Raw genomic sequence first — 18,064 nt, 5'->3', positions numbered from 1 at the left:
ACCGGGCAGACGCGATAGCAGACATCGCAGCGCAGGCCGAGAAAGTTCAGGCAGGTTTCCTGATCGGAGAGGATGGCAAGACCCATCCGGGACTGGTTGATGTCGGTCAGGCCATGGTCGAGCGCGCCGGTCGGGCAGGCTTTGACACAGGGAATGTCCTCGCACATCTCGCACGGCCCGCTACGCGCCCTGAAATAGGGGGTGCCGGTGGCGACCGGTGCTTCCGGCCGGGCCAGTTCGAGGATGTGGTAGGGGCAGTCGCGTACGCACATGCCGCAGCGGATGCAGGCGCCGAGGAAGGCTTCTTCCGGGCCGGCGCCGGGCGGACGGATGGCCAGCGGCGGTTTGGCCAGAGCCTGCTTGCTGTAGCCTGCCAGGCACAGACCAACGATGCCCACGCCACAGAGCAGTCGCGCGGAATCGACAACGAACTGTCGGCGTGCCGGCGACAGCATTCTCGCCTGGCTGGACGGGGTGCGACCGGGTTTGTCTTTTGCCTTGGGCATGAGGGCATGACTACTACATGACGAGAAACCGGGGGGTGGTTCAGCCGGTGGGCGGGCGATGTGCTGCCCGCCCCGGCACTCCCTGATTATCCGGCTTGGTCGTTCAGGCCTTGACCACCTTGCAAGCGCACTTCTTGAAGTCGGTTTCCTTCGAGATCGGGCAAGTGGCGTCCAGCGTCAGCTTGTTGACCAGGCGGTGCTCGTCGAAGAACGGCACGAAGACCAGGCCGACCGGTGGCTTGTTGCGGCCCCGCGTCTCCACGCGCAACTGGATTTCGCCGCGGCGGGTGACGGTCTTGACCACGTCACCACGTTGCAGACCCCGTTTCTTGGCATCTTCCGGATGCATGTAGATCCAGGCATCGGGCATCGCTTTGTAGAGTTCGGGAACGCGTCGCGTCATCGAGCCGGTGTGCCAGTGTTCGAGCACGCGCCCGGTGCACAGCCAGAGGTCGTAGTCCTTGTCCGGCATTTCCGCCGCGGGCTGGTAGGGCAGGGCAAAGATGACCGCCTTGCCGTCGGAATGGCCATAGAACTTTACGCCCTCACCCTTCTTGACATAGGGATCATAGCCTTCGCGGAAGCGCCACAGCGTTTCCTTGCCGCCGACCACCGGCCAGCGCAGGCCGCGCGCCTTGTGGTAGGCGTCGAACTCGGCTAGATCGTGCGCATGACCACGACCGAAGGCGGCGTATTCCTCGAACAGGCCTTTCTGCAGATAGAAGCCGACGGCCCGCGACTCGTCGTTGTCGAAGCCCTTGTAGGTCTGGCTGAGCGGGAACTTGTTGACCTGCCCATTGGCGAAGAGCACTTCGTACAGCGTCTTGCCCTTGTATTCTGGGTTCTTGTCGAGCAGGGCTGCCGGCCAGACCTCGTCGGTCCTGAAGCGCTTGGAAAACTCGATGTATTGCCAGAGGTCGGACCTGGCCTGGCCGGGCGCCTTGACCTGCTGGCGCCAGAACTGGGTGCGGCGTTCGGCATTGCCGAAAGCGCCTTCCTTTTCCATCCACATGGCCGCCGGCAGAATCAGGTCGGCGGACATCGCCGAAACCGTCGGGTAGGCGTCCGAGACGACGATGAAATTGTCCGGGTTGCGCCAGCCAGGGAAGATCTCGTCATTGACGTTCGGTCCGGCCTGCATGTTGTTGGTCGTCGTCGTCCAGTAGAAGTTGATCTTGCCGTCCTTGAGCAGACGGCTCTGGGCGACGGCATGTGCGCCGATCCAGTCGGGAATCGTGCCGGCGGGCAGCTTCCACAGCTTTTCCGCTTCCTCACGGTGTTTCGGATTGGTCACCACCATGTCGGCCGGCAGGCGATGCGAGAAGGTGCCGACTTCGCGCGCCGTGCCGCAGGCTGAAGGCTGGCCGGTCAGCGAGAAGGGGCTGTTGCCCGGCTCGGAGATCTTGCCAACCAGCAGGTGCACGTTATAGATCATGTTGTTGACCCAGGTACCGCGCGTGTGCTGGTTGAAACCCATGGTCCAGAAGGAAGTGACCTTGAGTTTCGGATCGGTGTAAGCCTTGGCCAGGGCTTCGAGCTTGTCCTTCGGCACACCCGAGATCTCGTGCGTTCTGTCGAGCGTGTACTCGGCGACGAAGGCCTTGAATTCGTCGAAGCTCATCGGGCTGGCGGCGGCCGGATTGCCCTTCGGTTTGCCATCTTCGCCGGGGTAACCGTTGTTCATCGCCACCTTCTCGAGCGGATGGTTCGGCCGCAGGCCGTAGCCGATGTCGGTGACCCCCTTCTTGAAATTCACGTTGCGGGCAACGAACTCCTGATTGACCGCATTGTTCTGGATGATGTAGTTGCAGATGTAGTTGAGGATCGCCAGGTCGCTCTGCGGTTTGAAGATCAGTTCGCCGTCGGCCAGTTCGGTCGAGCGATGGCTGAAGGTCGACAGCACGTGGATCTTGACGTCCTTGCCGGTCAGGCGACGATCGGTGACGCGCGACCAGAGGATGGGATGCATTTCGGCCATGTTCGAGCCCCACAGCACGAAGACGTCGGCGTGTTCGATGTCGTCGTAGCAGCCCATCGGCTCATCGATGCCAAAGGTGCGCATGAAGCCGGCGACGGCCGAAGCCATGCAGTGGCGGGCATTGGGGTCGATATTGTTGCTCAGCAGGCCGGCCTTCATCAGCTTGGCCGCAGCATAGCCTTCCCAGATCGTCCATTGGCCGGAGCCGAACATCGCGATGTTGCGCGGGCCGCCTTTCTTGAGTGCTGCCTTGCATTTCTCGGCCATGATGTCGTAGGCCTGCTCCCAGGAGATCGGGGTGAACTCGCCGTTCTTGTCGAACTTGCCGTCCTTCATGCGCAGCAGCGGCGTCGTCAGGCGATCCTTGCCATACTGGATCTTGGAGAGGAAGTAACCCTTGATGCAGTTCAACCCCCGGTTGACCGGCGCGTCGGGATCACCCTGCGTGGCGACGATGCGGCCATCCTTGGTTCCGACCAGTACGCCGCAACCGGTGCCACAGTAACGGCAGGCGCCTTTGTCCCAGCGCACGCCGTCATCCTTCGCCGGCGCGGCTGCCTGCGCCAGACCGGGAACGCCGATGCCGGCGACGCTGGCCGCGGCGGCAACCGCCTGGCTCTTGATAAAGTCACGACGGGTCAAAGTCAGTTTCATCTCATGCTTCCTCATCAGGATCGGGTTCGAACTGGTGGTAAACCATTGATGCCGAGAGCACGCCCGGCTGCTGATTGATGTGCGCAAAAAGGTCTGCGACGGCTTGCACGGAGTCGGCCTCGATCGTCACGATCAGGCGGCCGTCGTCGGTCGCGGCATGTACCTCCGTGCCGCCAAGAGCCGACAGCGCTTGCTGAACCTGTTGCAGCGCCCGTGGCCGTGCGTAGACCAGCACGCTGGAGATATTCATGAACTCGAGACACTCCTGTTCGCAAGCGGATGGGCCGCCTTGCCGGCGGTTGCCGGGATGGTCCCGGGGAGCTTGCGTCAGGCGGACACTCTAAGCTCCTGACGGAGGCTTTTTCTTGATGCAAATCAAGCTGGAAAAAAATCGCTGACGGTTCGCCGCAAGGTTTGTGCAGGGGGGCCCGGCGGTCTGCTGCCAGGGTCTCCAGCGGGTTCTTACAGGGAGGTCAGTTGGTGCTGGTAGCGCTGCCAGTTGTCGACGTAGTGAGCGGCGCTGTGTCGCAGGCGGGCCACTTCGTCGGCGCTGAGCTGGCGGACCACCTTGCCGGGAGAGCCGACGATCAGCGAATGGTCGGGGAAGACCTTGCCTTCGGGGATCAGCGAGTTTGCACCGACGATGCAGCCCTGGCCGATCACCGCGTGGTTGAGCAGCACCGAACCGATGCCGATCAGCGAACCGTCACCGATCGTGCAGCCGTGCAGCATCACCAGATGACCGATGGTCACCTCGCGGCCGATCGTCAGCGGCACACCTTCGTCGGTATGCAGCACCGAGTTGTCCTGAATGTTGCTGTTCTCGCCGATGCGGATCGGATCGTTGTCACCACGTACCGTCGCGTTCCACCAGATCGACGCATTCCTTGCCAGGTACACGTTGCCGATGACGGTTGCGTTGGGGGCGATCCAGCTCTGCGGATCGAGTTGTGGGCGCCGGGTGCCGAGGAGGTAAATGGACATGATGATGGCCTCTGGGTTGCAAGGGTGGAAAGGCAGCCTGGTCGGCTACTGATGGCGCAGCGCCTCGATCGGATCGAGCGCCGCCGCACGGTGGGCCGGATAATAGCCGAAGAAGACCCCGATGCCGGCGGCAACGGCAAAGGCGACCAGCACCGCGGCGCCGGAGATGACGATCACCATGTCGGTCAGCGTGTTGGTCAGCAGCGCGCCGCCGATACCGAGGAGCAGGCCGATCAGGCAGCCGGCGACCGAGATCATCAGGGCTTCGAACAGGAACTGCGCCAGGATGTCGCGCTGGCGCGCACCGATCGCCATCCGGATTCCGATCTCGCGCGTCCGTTCGGTCACCGAGACGAGCATGATGTTCATGATCCCGATACCGCCGACGAGCAGCGAAACCGAAGCGATGGCGCCGAGCAGCAGCGACATGACGCGCGTCGTCTCGGCCGCCGAATCGGCCGCTGCCGCCAGATTGCGCAGATAGAAGTCGTTGTCCTGCCCGTCACGCAGACGATGGCGCTGGCGCAGCAGCGCGATCATGCTTTTCTCGACCGCCGGCATCGCCTCGGCCGAGGTCGCCTGCACCATGATCATCCGCACCGAGCCCGGGAAAGGGTTGCCGAAAACCTTGCGCTGGGCGGTGGTCAGCGGAATGATCAGGGTGTCGTCCTGGTCGCGGCCATCGAGGTTCTGCCCTTTCTTGCCGAGTACGCCGACGATGACGAAAGGACTCTGGCGGATGCGGATCGTCTTGCCCAGCGGATCCTCGTTGGGGAAGAGATTGTCAGCCGCCGTCTGGCCGATCAGCGCCACCCGGGTCGCCGCGCGCACGTCCGAATCGCCGAAGGGGTAGCCGGCGACCAGTGTCCAGGCGCGTGCCTCGAGGTAGGGTGGCGTCGTGCCGACCACCGTCGCGCTCCAGTTGTTCGGGCCATAGACCAGTTGCTGCGTACCCTGCTGCACCGGGGCCACATTCGCCACGCCGTCGAGCTCGGCGATCGCGTCGGCGTCGGCGACGGTCAGTGTCGGACCACCGCCACCACCACTGCGCAGCCCGCCGGTGCTGGTCGAACCGGAGATCAGGATGTACAGATTGCTGCCCATGGTGCTGATCGTCTGCGCCACGGCGTACTGCGCGCCCTGGCCGATGGCCAGCATCAGCACCACCGAACCGACGCCGATCACCATGCCGAGCATGGTCAGCCCGCTGCGCAGGCGGTTGGCGCCCATCGCCTGCCAGGCCTCGCCGAGCATTGCCTTCAACATGCGGCGAGTGTCTGTGTCGGCTGGTCGCTGACCAGCCGTCCATCACGGAAGCGGACCTGGCGGCCCGCGTAGGCGGCGATGTCCGCTTCGTGGGTGACCAGCACGATGCTGATCCCCTGCCGATTGAGGTCGGCAAACAGCGTCATGATCTCGGTGCTGGTATGACTGTCGAGATTGCCCGTTGGCTCGTCGGCGAGGATCAGTTGCGGCGAATTGATCAGCGCTCGGGCAATCGCCACCCGCTGCTGCTGTCCGCCCGAGATCTGGCTGGGACGGGCGCCGGCATAGTCTCCCAGACCGACGCGCGCGAGTTCCCGGCGCGCGCGCTGCCGGCGCTCGTCGCGGGGGCACGCGGCATAGACCAGCGGCAGGGCGACGTTGTCTTCGAGGCTCATGCGCGGCAGCAGGTTGAAACCCTGGAAGACGAAGCCGATGCGGCGGTTGCGCAGGGCGGCCAGTTCGTCCCGGGCAAGTTTTGCGACGTTGCGCCCGACCAGAAAGTAATCGCCGCTGCTCGGCGTGTCGAGACAGCCGAGCAGGTTCATGAAGGTCGACTTGCCCGAGCCCGAGGGGCCCATGATGGCGACGAACTCGCCTGGCGCGATGGTCAGATCGACCCCTCTGAGGGCCGGGAAGGATCCGGCCGCGGTCAGATACGACTTGCTCAGGCCGACCGTGCGAATCACCGCCTCGCTCATCAGAACAAGCGCATCCCGACGCTGCTCGGTTTGCCGCTAGGGGTGGCGACGTTCTCGCCGACGACTACCGTATCACCCGCCTTGAGATCGCCGCCAAGCACTTCGCTGTTGCGGTTGTCGGTGATCCCGAGCGACACGCTGACCGCTTTCAGTTCGCCCTGCTCGACGCGATACGCCGTGCCGCTGGCGGTCTCGCGCTTCCTGCCGCCGCCTTCCCCGGCGGGCTTTGGGATACCCGCTGGCGCCTGTGCGGTGGCTGGCCTGGCGCCGTTGCCGTCGGCCGGCTTGAAGCGTAGTGCCGCGTTGGGCACCAGCAGCACGTCCTGGCGGCTGGCCACACCGATGCTGACGTAGGCCGTCATGCCGGGCAGCAGGAGATGTTCGGGATTGGACAGCGAGACGCGCACATTGTAAGTGACGACGTTCTGCTGGGTCGTCGGGTTGAGGCGGATCTGCTGCACTTCGCCCTGGAAATTGCGGTTGGGAAAGGCGTCGACCGTGAAGCGCACCTTCTGTCCCTCGCGGATCTTGCCAATGTCGGCCTCGGCGAAGCTGGAGTCGATGCGCATCTCGGAGAGGTCCTGCGCGATCTTGATCAGGGTTGGCGTCTGCAGGCTGGCGGCGACCGTCTGCCCGAGGTCGACGACGCGGTCGACCACGACACCGGATACCGGCGAGCGAATCGTCGTGTAGCGCAGGTTTACCTCATCCTTGTCGGCAGCCGCCCGCGCCTGGGCAAGCTGGGCTTCGCTCGAACGGCGGGTCTGCACCGCCTGTTCGAGTTCCTGACGCGATACATAGTCCTGCTCGAACAGCGCCTTCATGCGGGCCTCGTTGGCGCGTGCCAGGTCGAGGGCGGCGACGACGTTCACCACGTTGGCCGCCGATTGACGGGCCTGTGCAGCGAGCAGGCGGTCGTCCAGTTCGAGCAGCGGCTGACCTTTTTCGACCTGGTCGTTGAAGTCGACATACAGCTTGGTGACCGTGCCCGAGACCTGCGTGCCGACATTGACCAGCACCACCGGGTTGAGCGTGCCGTTGGCCGAAACGGTCTGGGTGAGGTCACCGCGTTCGATGGTCTGCAGCTTGTAGCGTTGTTCGAGCGATTCGCTGCCGCTCTGGCGGTACCAGTAGGTGCCGCCGCCAGCGAGCAAGACGAGGAGGAGGGCAAGGACGGAGTTTCTGACGGAGAGCTTCATCGGCGATCGGGTTGCGGGAGATTGAGCGCCAACAACTGGCCGTCGAGGGCGCCGAGCGCCCTGGCCAGGGTGGCGCGCGAAACCTGCCAGTCGAGCGCCGACTGAACGCGTTGCAGGCGGGCGTTGGCCAGAGCGCTCTGCGCGTTGAGCAGGTCGAGGATGGTGCCGACCCCCGCCTTGTAGCGTCCGAGGGCGACGCGCTCCGAGTGTTCGGCGCTGGCCAGCAGGTCGGCGCTGGTATGCAGGGTCTGGGTGGCGGTGTTGAGGTTCTGCCAGGCTTCCCAGACTTCGAGCGCAACCTGCTGGCGGACGTTGTCGCGCCGGGCCGCGGCGACCTCGCTGCGAGCCTGGGCGGCCCGTACGTTGTAGGTGGTGGTGAAGCCCGAGAAGAGCGGCAGGTTGAGCGTCAGGCCGACCGAGTTGCCGTGCGCCGAGGCGCCGCCGAGGTCTTCCCATTGCGGACCGGTGGTGAGCGAGAGGGTTGGCAAGCCGCTGGCGCGGGCGTAGTCGATGCCTGCTTCGGCGGCTTTGAACTCGGCCTCGGCGGCCTTGAGTTCGGGGCGACGGAGACGCGCTTCGGCGATCAGCGCAGCGAGATCGTCGGCGAAGTGCTCCTCGGGCCGGGCGGCCGGGGGTTCGTCGAGGCGCAGCGGCCGGTTGGCGTCGAGTCCCATGACGTTGGCCAAGCGGCCGAGGCTGTTCTGGCGCACCCCTTCGGCACGGATGCGGAAGAGTGTCGCCTGCGACCAGGCCGTCTGCGCCTGTAGTCGGTCGGCCAGGGTACCGTTGCCGATCCGGTAGCGGACTTCGGCGGCAGTCAGGCTTTCGCGGCTGGCTTTTTCCGATTCGAGCGCGGCACTCACCGCGGCGCGCGCGGCCTGGGCGTTGTAGTAGGCCTGCAGCGCGTTCAGAAAGACGCTCTGCACGGTGGCATCGAGGGTGGACGCAGCGGCGTTCATCAGCTCGCGCGCAACTTCGAGGTTGGCCGAACGGGCGCCGAAGTCGAAGAGCAGCCAGGAGAGTGTCAGCGACGCGTTGCGCTGGTTGGCGCTGCGCGAATCGATCCGCAGCCGGCTGGCGCTGACGCTTCCGTTCACGGTCGGCAGGAAGTCGGCCTGGGCCAGGCCGACCTCGGCGGCGCGGACGCGGGCGGCCGCCCATACTTCGCGCGTCGTCGGGTTCTGGCACAGGGCGAGGTCCACCACTTCGACCATGCCGTAGGCGGCATCGGCCGGCAATACCTGGCAGGGCAGGGGGCCGCGCTCGACGGTCAGGGCCGGACGGGCAGGGGTGATGGCGCTCGTGGCGAACGGATCGCTGCGATCGAAGGCCGGCAGTTCGCTGGCCAGGCTGGCCAGCAGGGTGGCGAGAGCGAGGCGGTGGCGGCCAACGCCAGGGTTGCTGCGGGTGCGCCGGGGGGGTGTCGAATAGCTCATTTTTCGCTAGTATAGCCAGCCTGGCTGCGATCTCGCGTGGCCAAACCTCCGGAGACCCACCTGGTGGCTCGTTCTGACGTTAGAAAATGTTTCAAACGTGGTGGTCCAGGCGTTATGGCAGTTCTTTGCTGGCCAGCCGGCACCGCCCGTTTTTGCCCTCGACGACCCGGCCATGGGTTGGCGCTGTCGGCCCGGAGATTGGCCGAAACGATCTTCCGCCGGGAAGCCGTCGGTCTGCTGTTCCCCCGGTTCCGGACGGGAAGTGATTTGACGGCAGCCCCTCGTTCCGGGGATACTTCTCGCCCTCGCCGGATGTTCATCTTTCCCCGCTGCCCGTGAGCAGCCCTGTCCGCCCAAGCCGCGTGTCTTCTACTCTGCCTCCTCCTGCCCGACCATGGTACGTCTGTTTCACCAAGCCGCGGCGTGAGGCGCTGGCGGTGCGCAAACTCGAGGAACAGGGCTACGAGGTCTGTCTGCCGATGCTGACCCGCTGGGAGAAGACCAGGGGTGGCTGGACGAAGCAGCAGCAGGTGATGTTTCCGCGTTACGGCTTCGTCCGCTGTGGTCGTGCCGAGCAAAGCATTTCGCCGATCCGCAGCACTCCAGGCGTGACCGGACTGGTCACCTTCGGTACTCTCCCGGCCACCCTGGATGAAGCCTTGCTCGAAGCGATCCGCGTCCTGGCGGCACAACAGGCACGCTCCGTCGAGGAACGCGGGTGCCCGTTTCGCGAGGGCGACACGGTGGACATCACGCTCGGTCCGCTCAAGGGCATGTCCGGAATTGTCTCCAGGGTCGCCGATGAGCGTGTCACTGTCCTGCTCAGCCTGCTCGGCCGCGAGAAACCCGTGGCCATCCCGGCCGCTCACCTGGCGCTGACCTAACCTCTTTCAGTCGCGCGCCTTCCGGCGCATCCGGAACCTCGTCAACCAGACACGACAAACCGACCCCAAGGGATAAAGACCTCGATGACCTCTCCCAAGAAAGTTGCCCTGATCACCGGCGTCACCGGCCAGGACGGCGCCTATCTGGCTGAGCTGCTGCTGGCCAAGGGCTACGAAGTTCACGGCATCAAGCGGCGCAGTTCGCTGTTCAACACCGACCGCATCGACCACCTGTACCAAGACCCGCACGAGAAGGACCGAAGCTTCATCCTGCACCACGGCGACCTCACCGACTCGAGCAGCCTGATCCGCATCATTCAGCAGGTACAGCCCGACGAAATCTATAATCTGGCGGCGCAGAGCCACGTCGCCGTCAGTTTCGAGGAGCCGGAGTACACGGCCAACGCCGATGGCGTCGGCGCCCTGCGCATGCTCGAGGCGATCCGCATTCTCGGACTGGAAAGGAAAAGCCGCTTCTACCAGGCAAGCACCTCGGAGCTCTACGGCCTGGTCCAGGAGACGCCGCAGAAGGAGACCACCCCGTTCTACCCGCGCAGCCCCTACGCCGTGGCCAAACTCTACGCCTACTGGATCACGGTCAACTACCGCGAGGCCTACGGCATCTATGCCTGCAACGGCATCCTTTTCAACCACGAAAGTCCGGTCCGCGGCGAAACCTTCGTCACCCGCAAGATCACCCGTGCCATCGCCCGCATCGCCCTCGGACTGCAGGACTGCCTGTACCTCGGCAATCTGGGTGCCCTGCGCGACTGGGGACATGCGCGCGATTACGTCGAAATGCAATGGCTGATGCTGCAGCAGGAGCAGCCGGAGGATTTCGTCATCGCCACCGGCGTGCAATACAGCGTCCGCCAGTTCGTCGAGTTCGCCGCCAGCGAACTGGGCATCAGCGTCCGGTTTGATGGCGAGGGCGTGGACGAGGTGGGTGTCGTCGCGCAGGTCGATGGCAATCAGGCCAGGGTCAAGCCGGGCGACGTCATCGTTCGGGTGGACCCGCGCTACTTCCGTCCGACCGAAGTCCAGACCCTGCTCGGCGATCCGAGCAAGGCGCGCGACAAGCTTGGCTGGACGCCGACCACCCGCCTGCACCAACTGGTCAAGGAAATGGTGCTGGCCGACTACAGCTCGGCACGACGTGACGCCCTGGTCAAACTCGCCGGTTTCCAGACCTTCGACCACCACGAATGAGCACCGACAGACATGACTGACACCAGGATCTACGTCGCCGGCCATCGCGGCATGGTCGGTTCCGCCATCGTTCGGGTCTTGCAGCGCCAGGGACACAGCCGGCTCATCACGCGTAGCCATTCCGAACTCGATCTGACCGATCAGGCTGCGGTGCGTCACTTCTTCGCGGCCGAACGGCCCGCGCAGGTGTATCTCGCGGCGGCCAGGGTTGGCGGCATCCATGCCAACAACACCTATCCGGCCGAGTTCATCTATCAGAACCTGATGATCGAGGCCAACATCATCCACCAGGCCTGGCTGGCCGGCGTACGGCGACTCCTCTTCCTGGGCAGCAGCTGCATCTACCCCAAGCACGCTGCACAACCGATGAGCGAGGAAGCACTGCTGACCGGGACCCTCGAACCGACCAACGAAGCCTACGCCATCGCCAAGATCGCCGGCATCAAGCTGTGCGAGAGCTACAACCGCCAATACGGCACCGACTACCGCAGCGTCATGCCGACCAACCTGTACGGCCCGGGTGACCACTACGACCTGCAGAACAGCCATGTCATCCCGGCGATGATCCGCAAGCTGCACCTGGCGAAACTCGCCACCGGGCACGACTGGGCGGCCATCGAGCAGGACGAGGCGCGCCACGGCCCGATCCCGGCCGACCTCAGGCATCATCTGTACGCCACCTGCGGCTCTGATACGGAAGCCTGTCTGCCGCTCTGGGGCACCGGTACGCCGATGCGCGAGTTCCTCTACGTGGACGACATGGCCGAAGCGAGCGTGCACGTCATGAGCCTCGACAAGTCGGCCTACGATGCGCACACCCGACCCATGCTCTCGCACATCAACGTCGGCAGCGGCGAAGACCTGAGCATCCGGCAACTGGCCGAGACGGTGGCGAAGGTGGTTGGCTACGCCGGCCGCGTCGAATTCGATTCCAGCCAACCCGACGGCACGCCGCGCAAGCTGCTCGATGTCTCGCGCCTGCATGGGCTTGGTTGCCGCGCCCAGGTCGGCCTGGAGGAGGGGTTGCGGCGGGCCTATGCGGATTTCCTGCAGCGCTGATCCGGCACCGGCTTCTCCTTGCCCGAACCGCTTCCCGACCCGGCTGCTGCCTAGCTGAGCTCGTCACTCGGCCCATGCTCCCGAGTTGCTCGATAATCCAGCACGGTGCCGTCGATGGCGTGACCGGCTCCTGCCGCCAGCTCCGTCTGTCGTCATCGCCGCCAGCGGCATGTGCAGCGGCGGGCGGATCGTCAACCACCTCGAGGCGATGCTCGGTGACCCGCGCCACGACGTTCTCCTGATCGGCTATCAGGCGGCAGGTACGTCGGGTCGAGACATCCAGAAGTACGGTCCGCGCGGCGGGCGTGTCGACCTCGACGGTCAGCGCTACGCGATTCGTGCCGGCATTCACACCCTGGGTGGCTATTCGGCGCATGCCGACCAGAAGAATCTGCTGAACTTCATCGGGCGCATGGGCAATCGGCCGCGGTAGGTCCGTCTGGTGCACGGCGACGCGGCTGTCAGGCCAAGTGTGGAGTTTTACACATCAGGGGTGGCGTATGTTCTGTCGCGGAACGTTTGGTGAGCCATTGCCCATCACGATTTCTTGCCCGTTCCGCTCGCTTCGCTTATCATCGCCGTTCACCACTTGAACATCTGTCATGACGCCAGCGGAGCAGGCACAACTGCACATTCTCAAGATCGTCGACGCTGAACCCGAGATCAGCCAGCGGCAGCTTGCCGGACGGCTCGGGGTCAGCTTGGGCAAGATCAACTATTTGCTCAAGGCCTTGCTGAGCAAGGGCCATATCAAGGCCGGCAACTTCCTGCGCGCCGAGAACAAGCTCAAGTATGCCTATCTGCTCACTCCGGAAGGTATCGGTGCGAAGTTGCAACTTACCCGTAGCTACCTGGCGCGCAAGGAACAGGAGTACCTGGCCCTGAAGGCGGAGATCGAGGCGATCCGCGCCGAGTTGGGCGGCGAGGACCGACGCTCCTGAGCGGATGGTGGGTGTACAGCGCAGTCGTCGCACCCGCCGCGCCACATTGAGCGACCGGCGCGCAGTGGCCGGCCGGGCGCTGAAGGGAAGGTGACCGGAGCGCACTCCCTGGGAATGAGTCAGGCCCAGAAGGATGGGTCGCTTTGAGGCAGGATCGGCCCTGACCATTTGCTGAATGTTTGAGCATTCGGGCATGGCGGTAGCGTGCCCGTGTGGCAAGGAGCGGTCCGCTGGCAGTGGTGGCTGGAGATGACCACGATGAAGGAGTTGGCATGTCCGTGGATACGTCTCATGATTCGGGCTACAAACTGCTATTCGCGCACCCCAGGGTTGTCGAAGACCTGCTGCGGGGCTTCGTTGGGGAAGACTGGGTTGAAGACCTCGATTTTGCTACGCTGGAAAGGATCAGCGGGAGCTATGTCAGCGACGACCTGCGTGAGCGTGAAGACGACCTGATCTGGCGTGTCCGTTGTCAGGACGCGTGGCTCTATGTGTACCTGTTGCTCGAGTTCCAGAGCACGGAAGATCCGTGGATGGCGCTACGCATGATGGTATACACTGGTCTCCTTTATCAGAATCTGATCAAATCGGGTGAAGTTCGGCGAGGTCAGAAACTGCCGCCGGTCTTCCCGCTGGTCCTCTACAATGGGCGCCAGCCCTGGGGCGCGGCGCGCGACGTTGGCGAGCTGATTGACACCTTTGCGGGCAGCCTGCGGCGTTATTTTCCTGCCCAACGCTACTTTCTACTGGCCGAGAATGCCGTTGGCGAGGAGTGCCTGGCGGATACGCAAAATACCGTTGCGGGCATCATTCGCCTCGAAACCAGTGCTGCGCCGTCGGATGTCCGGCAGGCGTTGGCGCAGTTGACCAGTCGCCTGCAAGGACCGGAGCACGCCAGTCTTCGGCGCGCTTTCGTCGTCTGGATCAACCGCATAGTCCTCCGCCGGTTGATGCCTGGGCAGCAAATGCCGGAGGTCAACGAGTTACAGGAGATCAATGCCATGCTTGCCGAAACTGTCGAGGAATGGACCAGGCAATGGAAGCAGGAAGGCCGCCAGGAAGGCCGCCAGGAAGGCCGCCAAGAGGGGCGCCAAGAAGGTGAAAACGCCCTGTTGCGGAAGCTGCTCGAACGTCGTTTTGGCGCTTTGCCCGCGTGGGTTGACGAATGCCTTGCCAAAGCGGGTCCTGCTCAGCTCGAAACCTGGGGCCTCGAGTTGCTGGAAGCGAAGGCGCTCGAGGATGTTTTCAGGGAGCCGTGACTCCTGGGCGGTAGCCTATTGACTCCTCTGATCGGGGGGACGCCACTGACCACCCTGACCAAGGGATGGAGGGATGGCCGCGACATCAGTGACAAAACTGCACGACTAACGGGGCGATTTCGTCGAGCATGCCTCTGGCCAGCCGCTTGGCTTTGGGCCGACGTTTCGTGAATTTTTTCCTGTTGGGCGCCATCAGCCGGTGTCAACATTCGTTCTGCTTGTCGGCGCACTGTGCCGTAAAGGGATGCTGTCCCGGAGCGAGACACCAGGGCAAGCGGCATGCTGCCCGCCCCCCAAGACCAGGGCCGGCAGTAAGCCGATGTGAAGATGCCAGAACAATCTGTTGCCGGTCTCGGGTCAAAGTCTGTATGCAATACTTCCTGCTGGATGCCCAAAGCGTTCGGGCATGGCGGTAGCGTGCCTCAAGGCCGCTTGAGTCCCAGCCAGTCCCCGCTGCCTGCGGGCGCTGTTCTGTCGCCAATTCGCTGGCCAGCATTACCGTTCAGCGATGTCTGCCACGTGCTGGGGGAGAACATACTGGCACAACACCTCACAAAATTCGCTGTCGAGCATCTGCAGGCCGGGGTGATGCATGAGCTTGAGGAGGGACGGTGTACCGACGAGTTTCGTCAGGTGCGCACCGTATCCATGCCGAGGGCTCTCGTGCCTGACCCCGCGAGAAATTGGAGCCATGCACAGCCTTGCCAGGGATACGTGCCTTTGGCTCCAGGATGGACGACGATGAGTGCAATGGTGGCCTCGGTCTTGGCCTGATGAGCGAAAGCGACGGCTCGGTGGCAGATCCTTGCGTTGGCCGCACTGGTCTGGCGTTGGGATTGCCGCGTCCTGCACGGGCGACAGGTCGACGTCCTGTCAGTGCTCCGATCTGTGCTGTTTTACAACCATGACGACGGGTCGCCCATTTGCTTCCGCGTTGAGTTGCAAAGGTGACTGTAACGCCTGCACCTCACGCACAAGATTTCTGATGCTGCGCAATCCTGGGTGCGGTGCCTGTTGTCCCGGTTCGCTCTTGTTACCAGTCGCACCACCGGGATTCGGTCATCGGCTTCGAAGCCGTGTCCGTCGCATGTAACGCCCCTCGCTGGCTGGAGGTATTCGGAAAGAACGGATTCCCCCCAGCCTGATTCCCATCTCCTCGTCTTGCTCGCCATGGCCTTCGCTGCCGCGGCTTCACCTGTCCACGCTCGCTGATTCTTTCGCGGCAAGAGGATGAAAGAACAATCGCTCCATTATCGGTCAATCTTCAGGTTCATGGAGAAACGACCGACGAGCCGGCACGCGATTCAAACGTAATTCCATGGCAAGCCGAATGACCGTTCAGACCAAGGTTCAAAAGGCGGTATTCCCCGTTGCCGGGCTCGGAACGCGCTTCCTGCCGGCGACCAAGGCGAGTCCGAAGGAAATGCTGGCGGTGGTAGACAAGCCGCTGATCCAGTATGCAGTCGAAGAAGCCTATGCTGCGGGAATTCGGGAGATGATTTTCGTCACCGGTCGCAACAAGCGCGCGATCGAGGACCACTTCGACACGGCCTACGAGCTCGAGGCAGAACTGGTGGCGACGGGCAAAGACGACTTGATGGCGCTGGTACATTCGATCAAGCCGGACGACATGGATTGCGTCTACGTTCGTCAGCCGCGGGCGTTGGGTCTGGGCCACGCGGTCCTGTGCGCCGAACGTCTGGTGCGCGGCGAGCCTTTTGCCGTGCTGCTGGCCGATGACCTGATGATTGGTGAGCCACCGATCATGCAGCAGATGACCGAACTTTTCACCGGACAACAGAGCAGCATCCTGGCGGTACAGGAAGTGGACTGGAGCGAGACCAACCGCTACGGGATCGTCAAGTGCGAACCAGCCGCATCCGATCTCATCGGCATCGAAGACCTGATAGAAAAACCGGCGCCAGGCGTTGCTCCCTCCAACTTGGCGGTCGCTGGACGCTACATCCTGACGCCGGCCATTTTCGACCGTATCCGGGCGCAGCCGCGTGGTGCCGGCGGTGAAATACAGTTAACCGACGGCATTGCCGCGCTGCTCGCCAGCGAGCAGGTCTTCGCCTATCGCTATCGCGGAACGCGTTACGACTGTGGCAGCAAGCTGGGCCTGATGCAGGCCAGCGTTGTCCTCGGCGAGTCTCATCCCGAACTCGGACGCGAGTTCAGCGCTTGGTTGAGCAGACGCTGACCAGCCAATGTCCCCCGCGTTGGCAAGCAGCGTTGCCAGAGCATTTGGGCTTGATGTACGTACCAGTCTTCCACTGGCGGTCGGATGTTGCCCGCGGTGGGCAAAACAAGCTGTGCTCGTCAAACTGATTCCCGGGCGACCGCAACAGGTGACGGTGGAGGAAATGTTCTGGCTGGCGATGGCTCTGCATGATCAGACGCCCAGCCAATACCCGTTTGAATATGCGTTGCAGGCGCAGCTCGGAGAAGTCCTGTACCGTCAGTTTGGTCAGCGGTTGTCGAAGGGATCGGTCAGCCACCTGCTGTGGGTTCTGGGCCTTTCGGCGCAGCGTCCGCCCTACCGGGCGTGGCAGCAAGACGCGGTATGGGTCGGAACCTGATAGGAAGAAACCTCTCCGGCGATCCGTTCGGAAGCCAAGGCGGCGGGGGCGCCCTCATCTACTTTGGTGACGAGGTAGGTGCGTGCTCCGATCACCATGCTGGTACCCTTTGGTGGGTGCCTGTCGGGCGAACATCGGTGGTCAAGGCAATCAACCGATGTTGCTCCATGAACAGCTTGTCGGCGGTCAGTGCCCAGGGCAGGTTTGGTTTCATACTGCGCGATGGCTTGGTCGAAGCGCAAGTGTGCGACGAGTTTTTGAAGCGCCTGCTGGAGGGGGTGCCAAGCAACCAGTCTTCCTTATTGTCGATGAGCGCCCCGCGCACAAGGCAAAGCGGGTTCAGGAACTCGTCAGCGTACAACAGAGCAAACTCAAACGCTTTTTTCTGTCACCGTATTCGCCACAGCTCAGTTTCTGTGAGTATTTCATGAGTTTGGCGGATGTTTCGTTAGTCCATGGCCCGGTCTGTCATGTTGTGCCCCAGCTCTCAGAGAGATGATGTGAGGTCAAAGGGAGGGCGTTGGCGAACCATTGGTATTTACTAAAATACTATAAGGATAGATTTCTCGTCTTCGGCATGAATTCTCCCTATTTCCGCCCTGCTTCATGCAGCAGGCGCAACTTGCCCCACTCGGGCGAACTGCGGCATGCCCAGGTAGGTGAAGGTGTTGATGATTGCTGCCCGGACGTGGGGTTCATTCATCTGCCGTTCGAAGGTTCGGGAGTACAGGCGGCTGCCCAGTTGTTTGAGCCGGTACCTCATGTTTTCGGCAGGGCTGCGCCGGATGGTAGGCGCTTTCGTTCTTCCAACCGGCGAGTCCCTTGACCTCGATTTTCTTGAGGATGGCGTCGCGGGGCTGATCGCCTCCCCAGGGCACGACGCTGTCGCGGGGCGGGATCGCAAGCACGCGCGTCCCGCTCGGCGATCGCCGCGTGGCAGCCGTGGCTGTCGTAGACGCCATCAGCCGACGCCTGAGAGAGATCGCCTTCGACCTGATCGAGCAGACCGGGGAAACCCTCGCTATCGCCCCGATCGGCGGTGGTGACTTCAATGCCGATGAGGTCCTGGGTGGCTTCGTCTTGCGCCAGGTGCGACGCTTGCCGACTCCGTGCGGACGCACCGTTCCACGGTTGGCTTTGCACAGCCAACCGGCTGCAGCGGCGGGACGCAGTGCTTCCCGAAACCCCGCTTTCGCCCATTCGCCTTCCCCGAAAATCTTCAGGCCCGTCAAGTCGACCACGACATGCGCGGTCGTACTCCGACCAGTTAGGGAAACTCTGCAAAACCTCCCCACTGGCACGGGAAGTGCAGTGTTGAAGCCATGAAACAACTGAGTCTGAGCACCACTGGATTCGAGCGCAAGACCAAGCGCACTCGCAAGCGCGAGTTCCTCGATGAGATGAACCTC

18 protein-coding genes and 1 pseudogene are annotated in these 18,064 nt (G+C 63.3%); 9 read left to right on the top strand and 10 right to left on the bottom strand.

The window, feature by feature from the left end; genetic code table 11:
- From JNK99_RS11985 to JNK99_RS11950, 8 genes are all read right to left on the bottom strand, one after another.
- Positions 1-506, bottom strand: a 506-nt coding sequence (locus tag JNK99_RS11985; RefSeq protein WP_291853318.1) for a 4Fe-4S dicluster domain-containing protein, incomplete at its 3' end; no start/stop codon positions are given.
- 103 nt (positions 507-609) lie between these two features.
- Positions 610-3,132, bottom strand: coding sequence for a nitrate reductase catalytic subunit NapA (napA, locus tag JNK99_RS11980; RefSeq protein WP_291853321.1), 2,523 nt, complete (start codon positions 3,130-3,132; stop codon positions 610-612).
- 7 nt (positions 3,133-3,139) lie between these two features.
- Positions 3,140-3,388: a chaperone NapD gene (locus JNK99_RS11975; protein WP_291853315.1), complete on the bottom strand. Its 249-nt coding sequence runs from the start codon at positions 3,386-3,388 to the stop codon at positions 3,140-3,142.
- A gap of 212 nt (positions 3,389-3,600) precedes the next feature.
- Entirely contained in the window at positions 3,601-4,122 is a 522-nt protein-coding gene (locus JNK99_RS11970; RefSeq protein ID WP_291853312.1) for a gamma carbonic anhydrase family protein, read from the bottom strand.
- A gap of 45 nt (positions 4,123-4,167) precedes the next feature.
- Complete coding sequence (locus JNK99_RS11965) at positions 4,168-5,388, bottom strand: ABC transporter permease (protein ID WP_291853309.1); 1,221 nt, start codon at positions 5,386-5,388, stop codon at positions 4,168-4,170.
- A complete protein-coding gene (locus JNK99_RS11960; protein WP_291853307.1) occupies positions 5,382-6,086 on the bottom strand; it encodes an ABC transporter ATP-binding protein in 705 nt (234 codons plus the stop codon). Before JNK99_RS11960 ends, JNK99_RS11965 begins: the two co-directional genes overlap by 7 nt.
- Positions 6,086-7,285 carry an efflux RND transporter periplasmic adaptor subunit gene (locus tag JNK99_RS11955; RefSeq protein WP_291853304.1) on the bottom strand — a complete coding sequence of 400 codons (1,200 nt, stop codon included), beginning with the start codon at positions 7,283-7,285 and terminating at the stop codon, positions 6,086-6,088. The genes JNK99_RS11960 and JNK99_RS11955 overlap by 1 nt, the downstream gene beginning before the upstream one ends.
- Complete coding sequence (locus JNK99_RS11950; RefSeq protein WP_291853302.1) at positions 7,282-8,721, bottom strand: TolC family protein; 1,440 nt, start codon at positions 8,719-8,721, stop codon at positions 7,282-7,284. The genes JNK99_RS11955 and JNK99_RS11950 overlap by 4 nt, the downstream gene beginning before the upstream one ends.
- Positions 8,722-9,083: 362 nt before the next feature.
- On the opposite strand from JNK99_RS11950, the gene JNK99_RS11945 reads away from it, so the two are divergent.
- From JNK99_RS11945 to JNK99_RS11910, 8 genes and pseudogenes are all read left to right on the top strand, one after another.
- On the top strand, positions 9,084-9,605 hold the full coding sequence (locus JNK99_RS11945) for a transcription termination/antitermination protein NusG (RefSeq protein WP_291853300.1): 522 nt from the start codon (positions 9,084-9,086) through the stop codon (positions 9,603-9,605).
- Positions 9,606-9,689: 84 nt separating this feature from the next.
- Positions 9,690-10,814 carry a GDP-mannose 4,6-dehydratase gene (gmd, locus tag JNK99_RS11940; RefSeq protein WP_291853297.1) on the top strand — a complete coding sequence of 375 codons (1,125 nt, stop codon included), beginning with the start codon at positions 9,690-9,692 and terminating at the stop codon, positions 10,812-10,814.
- 12 nt (positions 10,815-10,826) lie between these two features.
- Complete coding sequence (locus JNK99_RS11935; protein WP_291853294.1) at positions 10,827-11,873, top strand: GDP-L-fucose synthase; 1,047 nt, start codon at positions 10,827-10,829, stop codon at positions 11,871-11,873.
- Between the two features lie 142 nt (positions 11,874-12,015).
- Positions 12,016-12,303: pseudogene (locus tag JNK99_RS11930) on the top strand (MBL fold metallo-hydrolase RNA specificity domain-containing protein); the annotation flags it as partial.
- A gap of 172 nt (positions 12,304-12,475) precedes the next feature.
- Complete coding sequence (locus JNK99_RS11925; protein ID WP_291853291.1) at positions 12,476-12,814, top strand: MarR family EPS-associated transcriptional regulator; 339 nt, start codon at positions 12,476-12,478, stop codon at positions 12,812-12,814.
- Positions 12,815-13,086: 272 nt separating this feature from the next.
- On the top strand, positions 13,087-14,073 hold the full coding sequence (locus tag JNK99_RS11920) for an Rpn family recombination-promoting nuclease/putative transposase (RefSeq protein ID WP_291853288.1): 987 nt from the start codon (positions 13,087-13,089) through the stop codon (positions 14,071-14,073).
- Between the two features lie 1,330 nt (positions 14,074-15,403).
- On the top strand, positions 15,404-16,276 hold the full coding sequence (galU, locus tag JNK99_RS11915; protein ID WP_291853285.1) for a UTP--glucose-1-phosphate uridylyltransferase GalU: 873 nt from the start codon (positions 15,404-15,406) through the stop codon (positions 16,274-16,276).
- 112 nt (positions 16,277-16,388) lie between these two features.
- Positions 16,389-16,655, top strand: a complete 267-nt coding sequence (locus JNK99_RS11910; protein WP_291853282.1) for a winged helix-turn-helix domain-containing protein — start codon at positions 16,389-16,391, stop codon at positions 16,653-16,655.
- Positions 16,656-16,746: 91 nt separating this feature from the next.
- Here JNK99_RS11910 and JNK99_RS11905 read toward each other — a convergent pair whose 3' ends face one another.
- Positions 16,747-17,016 carry a hypothetical protein gene (locus JNK99_RS11905; protein ID WP_291853280.1) on the bottom strand — a complete coding sequence of 90 codons (270 nt, stop codon included), beginning with the start codon at positions 17,014-17,016 and terminating at the stop codon, positions 16,747-16,749.
- Between JNK99_RS11905 and JNK99_RS17690 the strand changes: the two genes are divergently transcribed.
- Positions 16,900-17,154, top strand: coding sequence for a transposase (locus tag JNK99_RS17690; protein WP_366518759.1), 255 nt, complete (start codon positions 16,900-16,902; stop codon positions 17,152-17,154). The two genes, JNK99_RS11905 and JNK99_RS17690, sit on opposite strands and share 117 nt — an antisense overlap.
- 260 nt (positions 17,155-17,414) lie before the next feature.
- On the opposite strand, the gene JNK99_RS11900 is transcribed toward JNK99_RS17690, so the two are convergent.
- Entirely contained in the window at positions 17,415-17,855 is a 441-nt protein-coding gene (locus tag JNK99_RS11900) for a transposase (protein WP_366518758.1), read from the bottom strand.
- Positions 17,856-18,064: the final 209 nt, after the last annotated feature.

The organism is Accumulibacter sp. (assembly GCF_016789985.1).
Taxonomy (GTDB): domain Bacteria; phylum Pseudomonadota; class Gammaproteobacteria; order Burkholderiales; family Rhodocyclaceae; genus Accumulibacter.
Note: the sequence above shows the minus strand (reverse complement) of the source record. Positions and strands in the feature narration are given on the sequence as shown.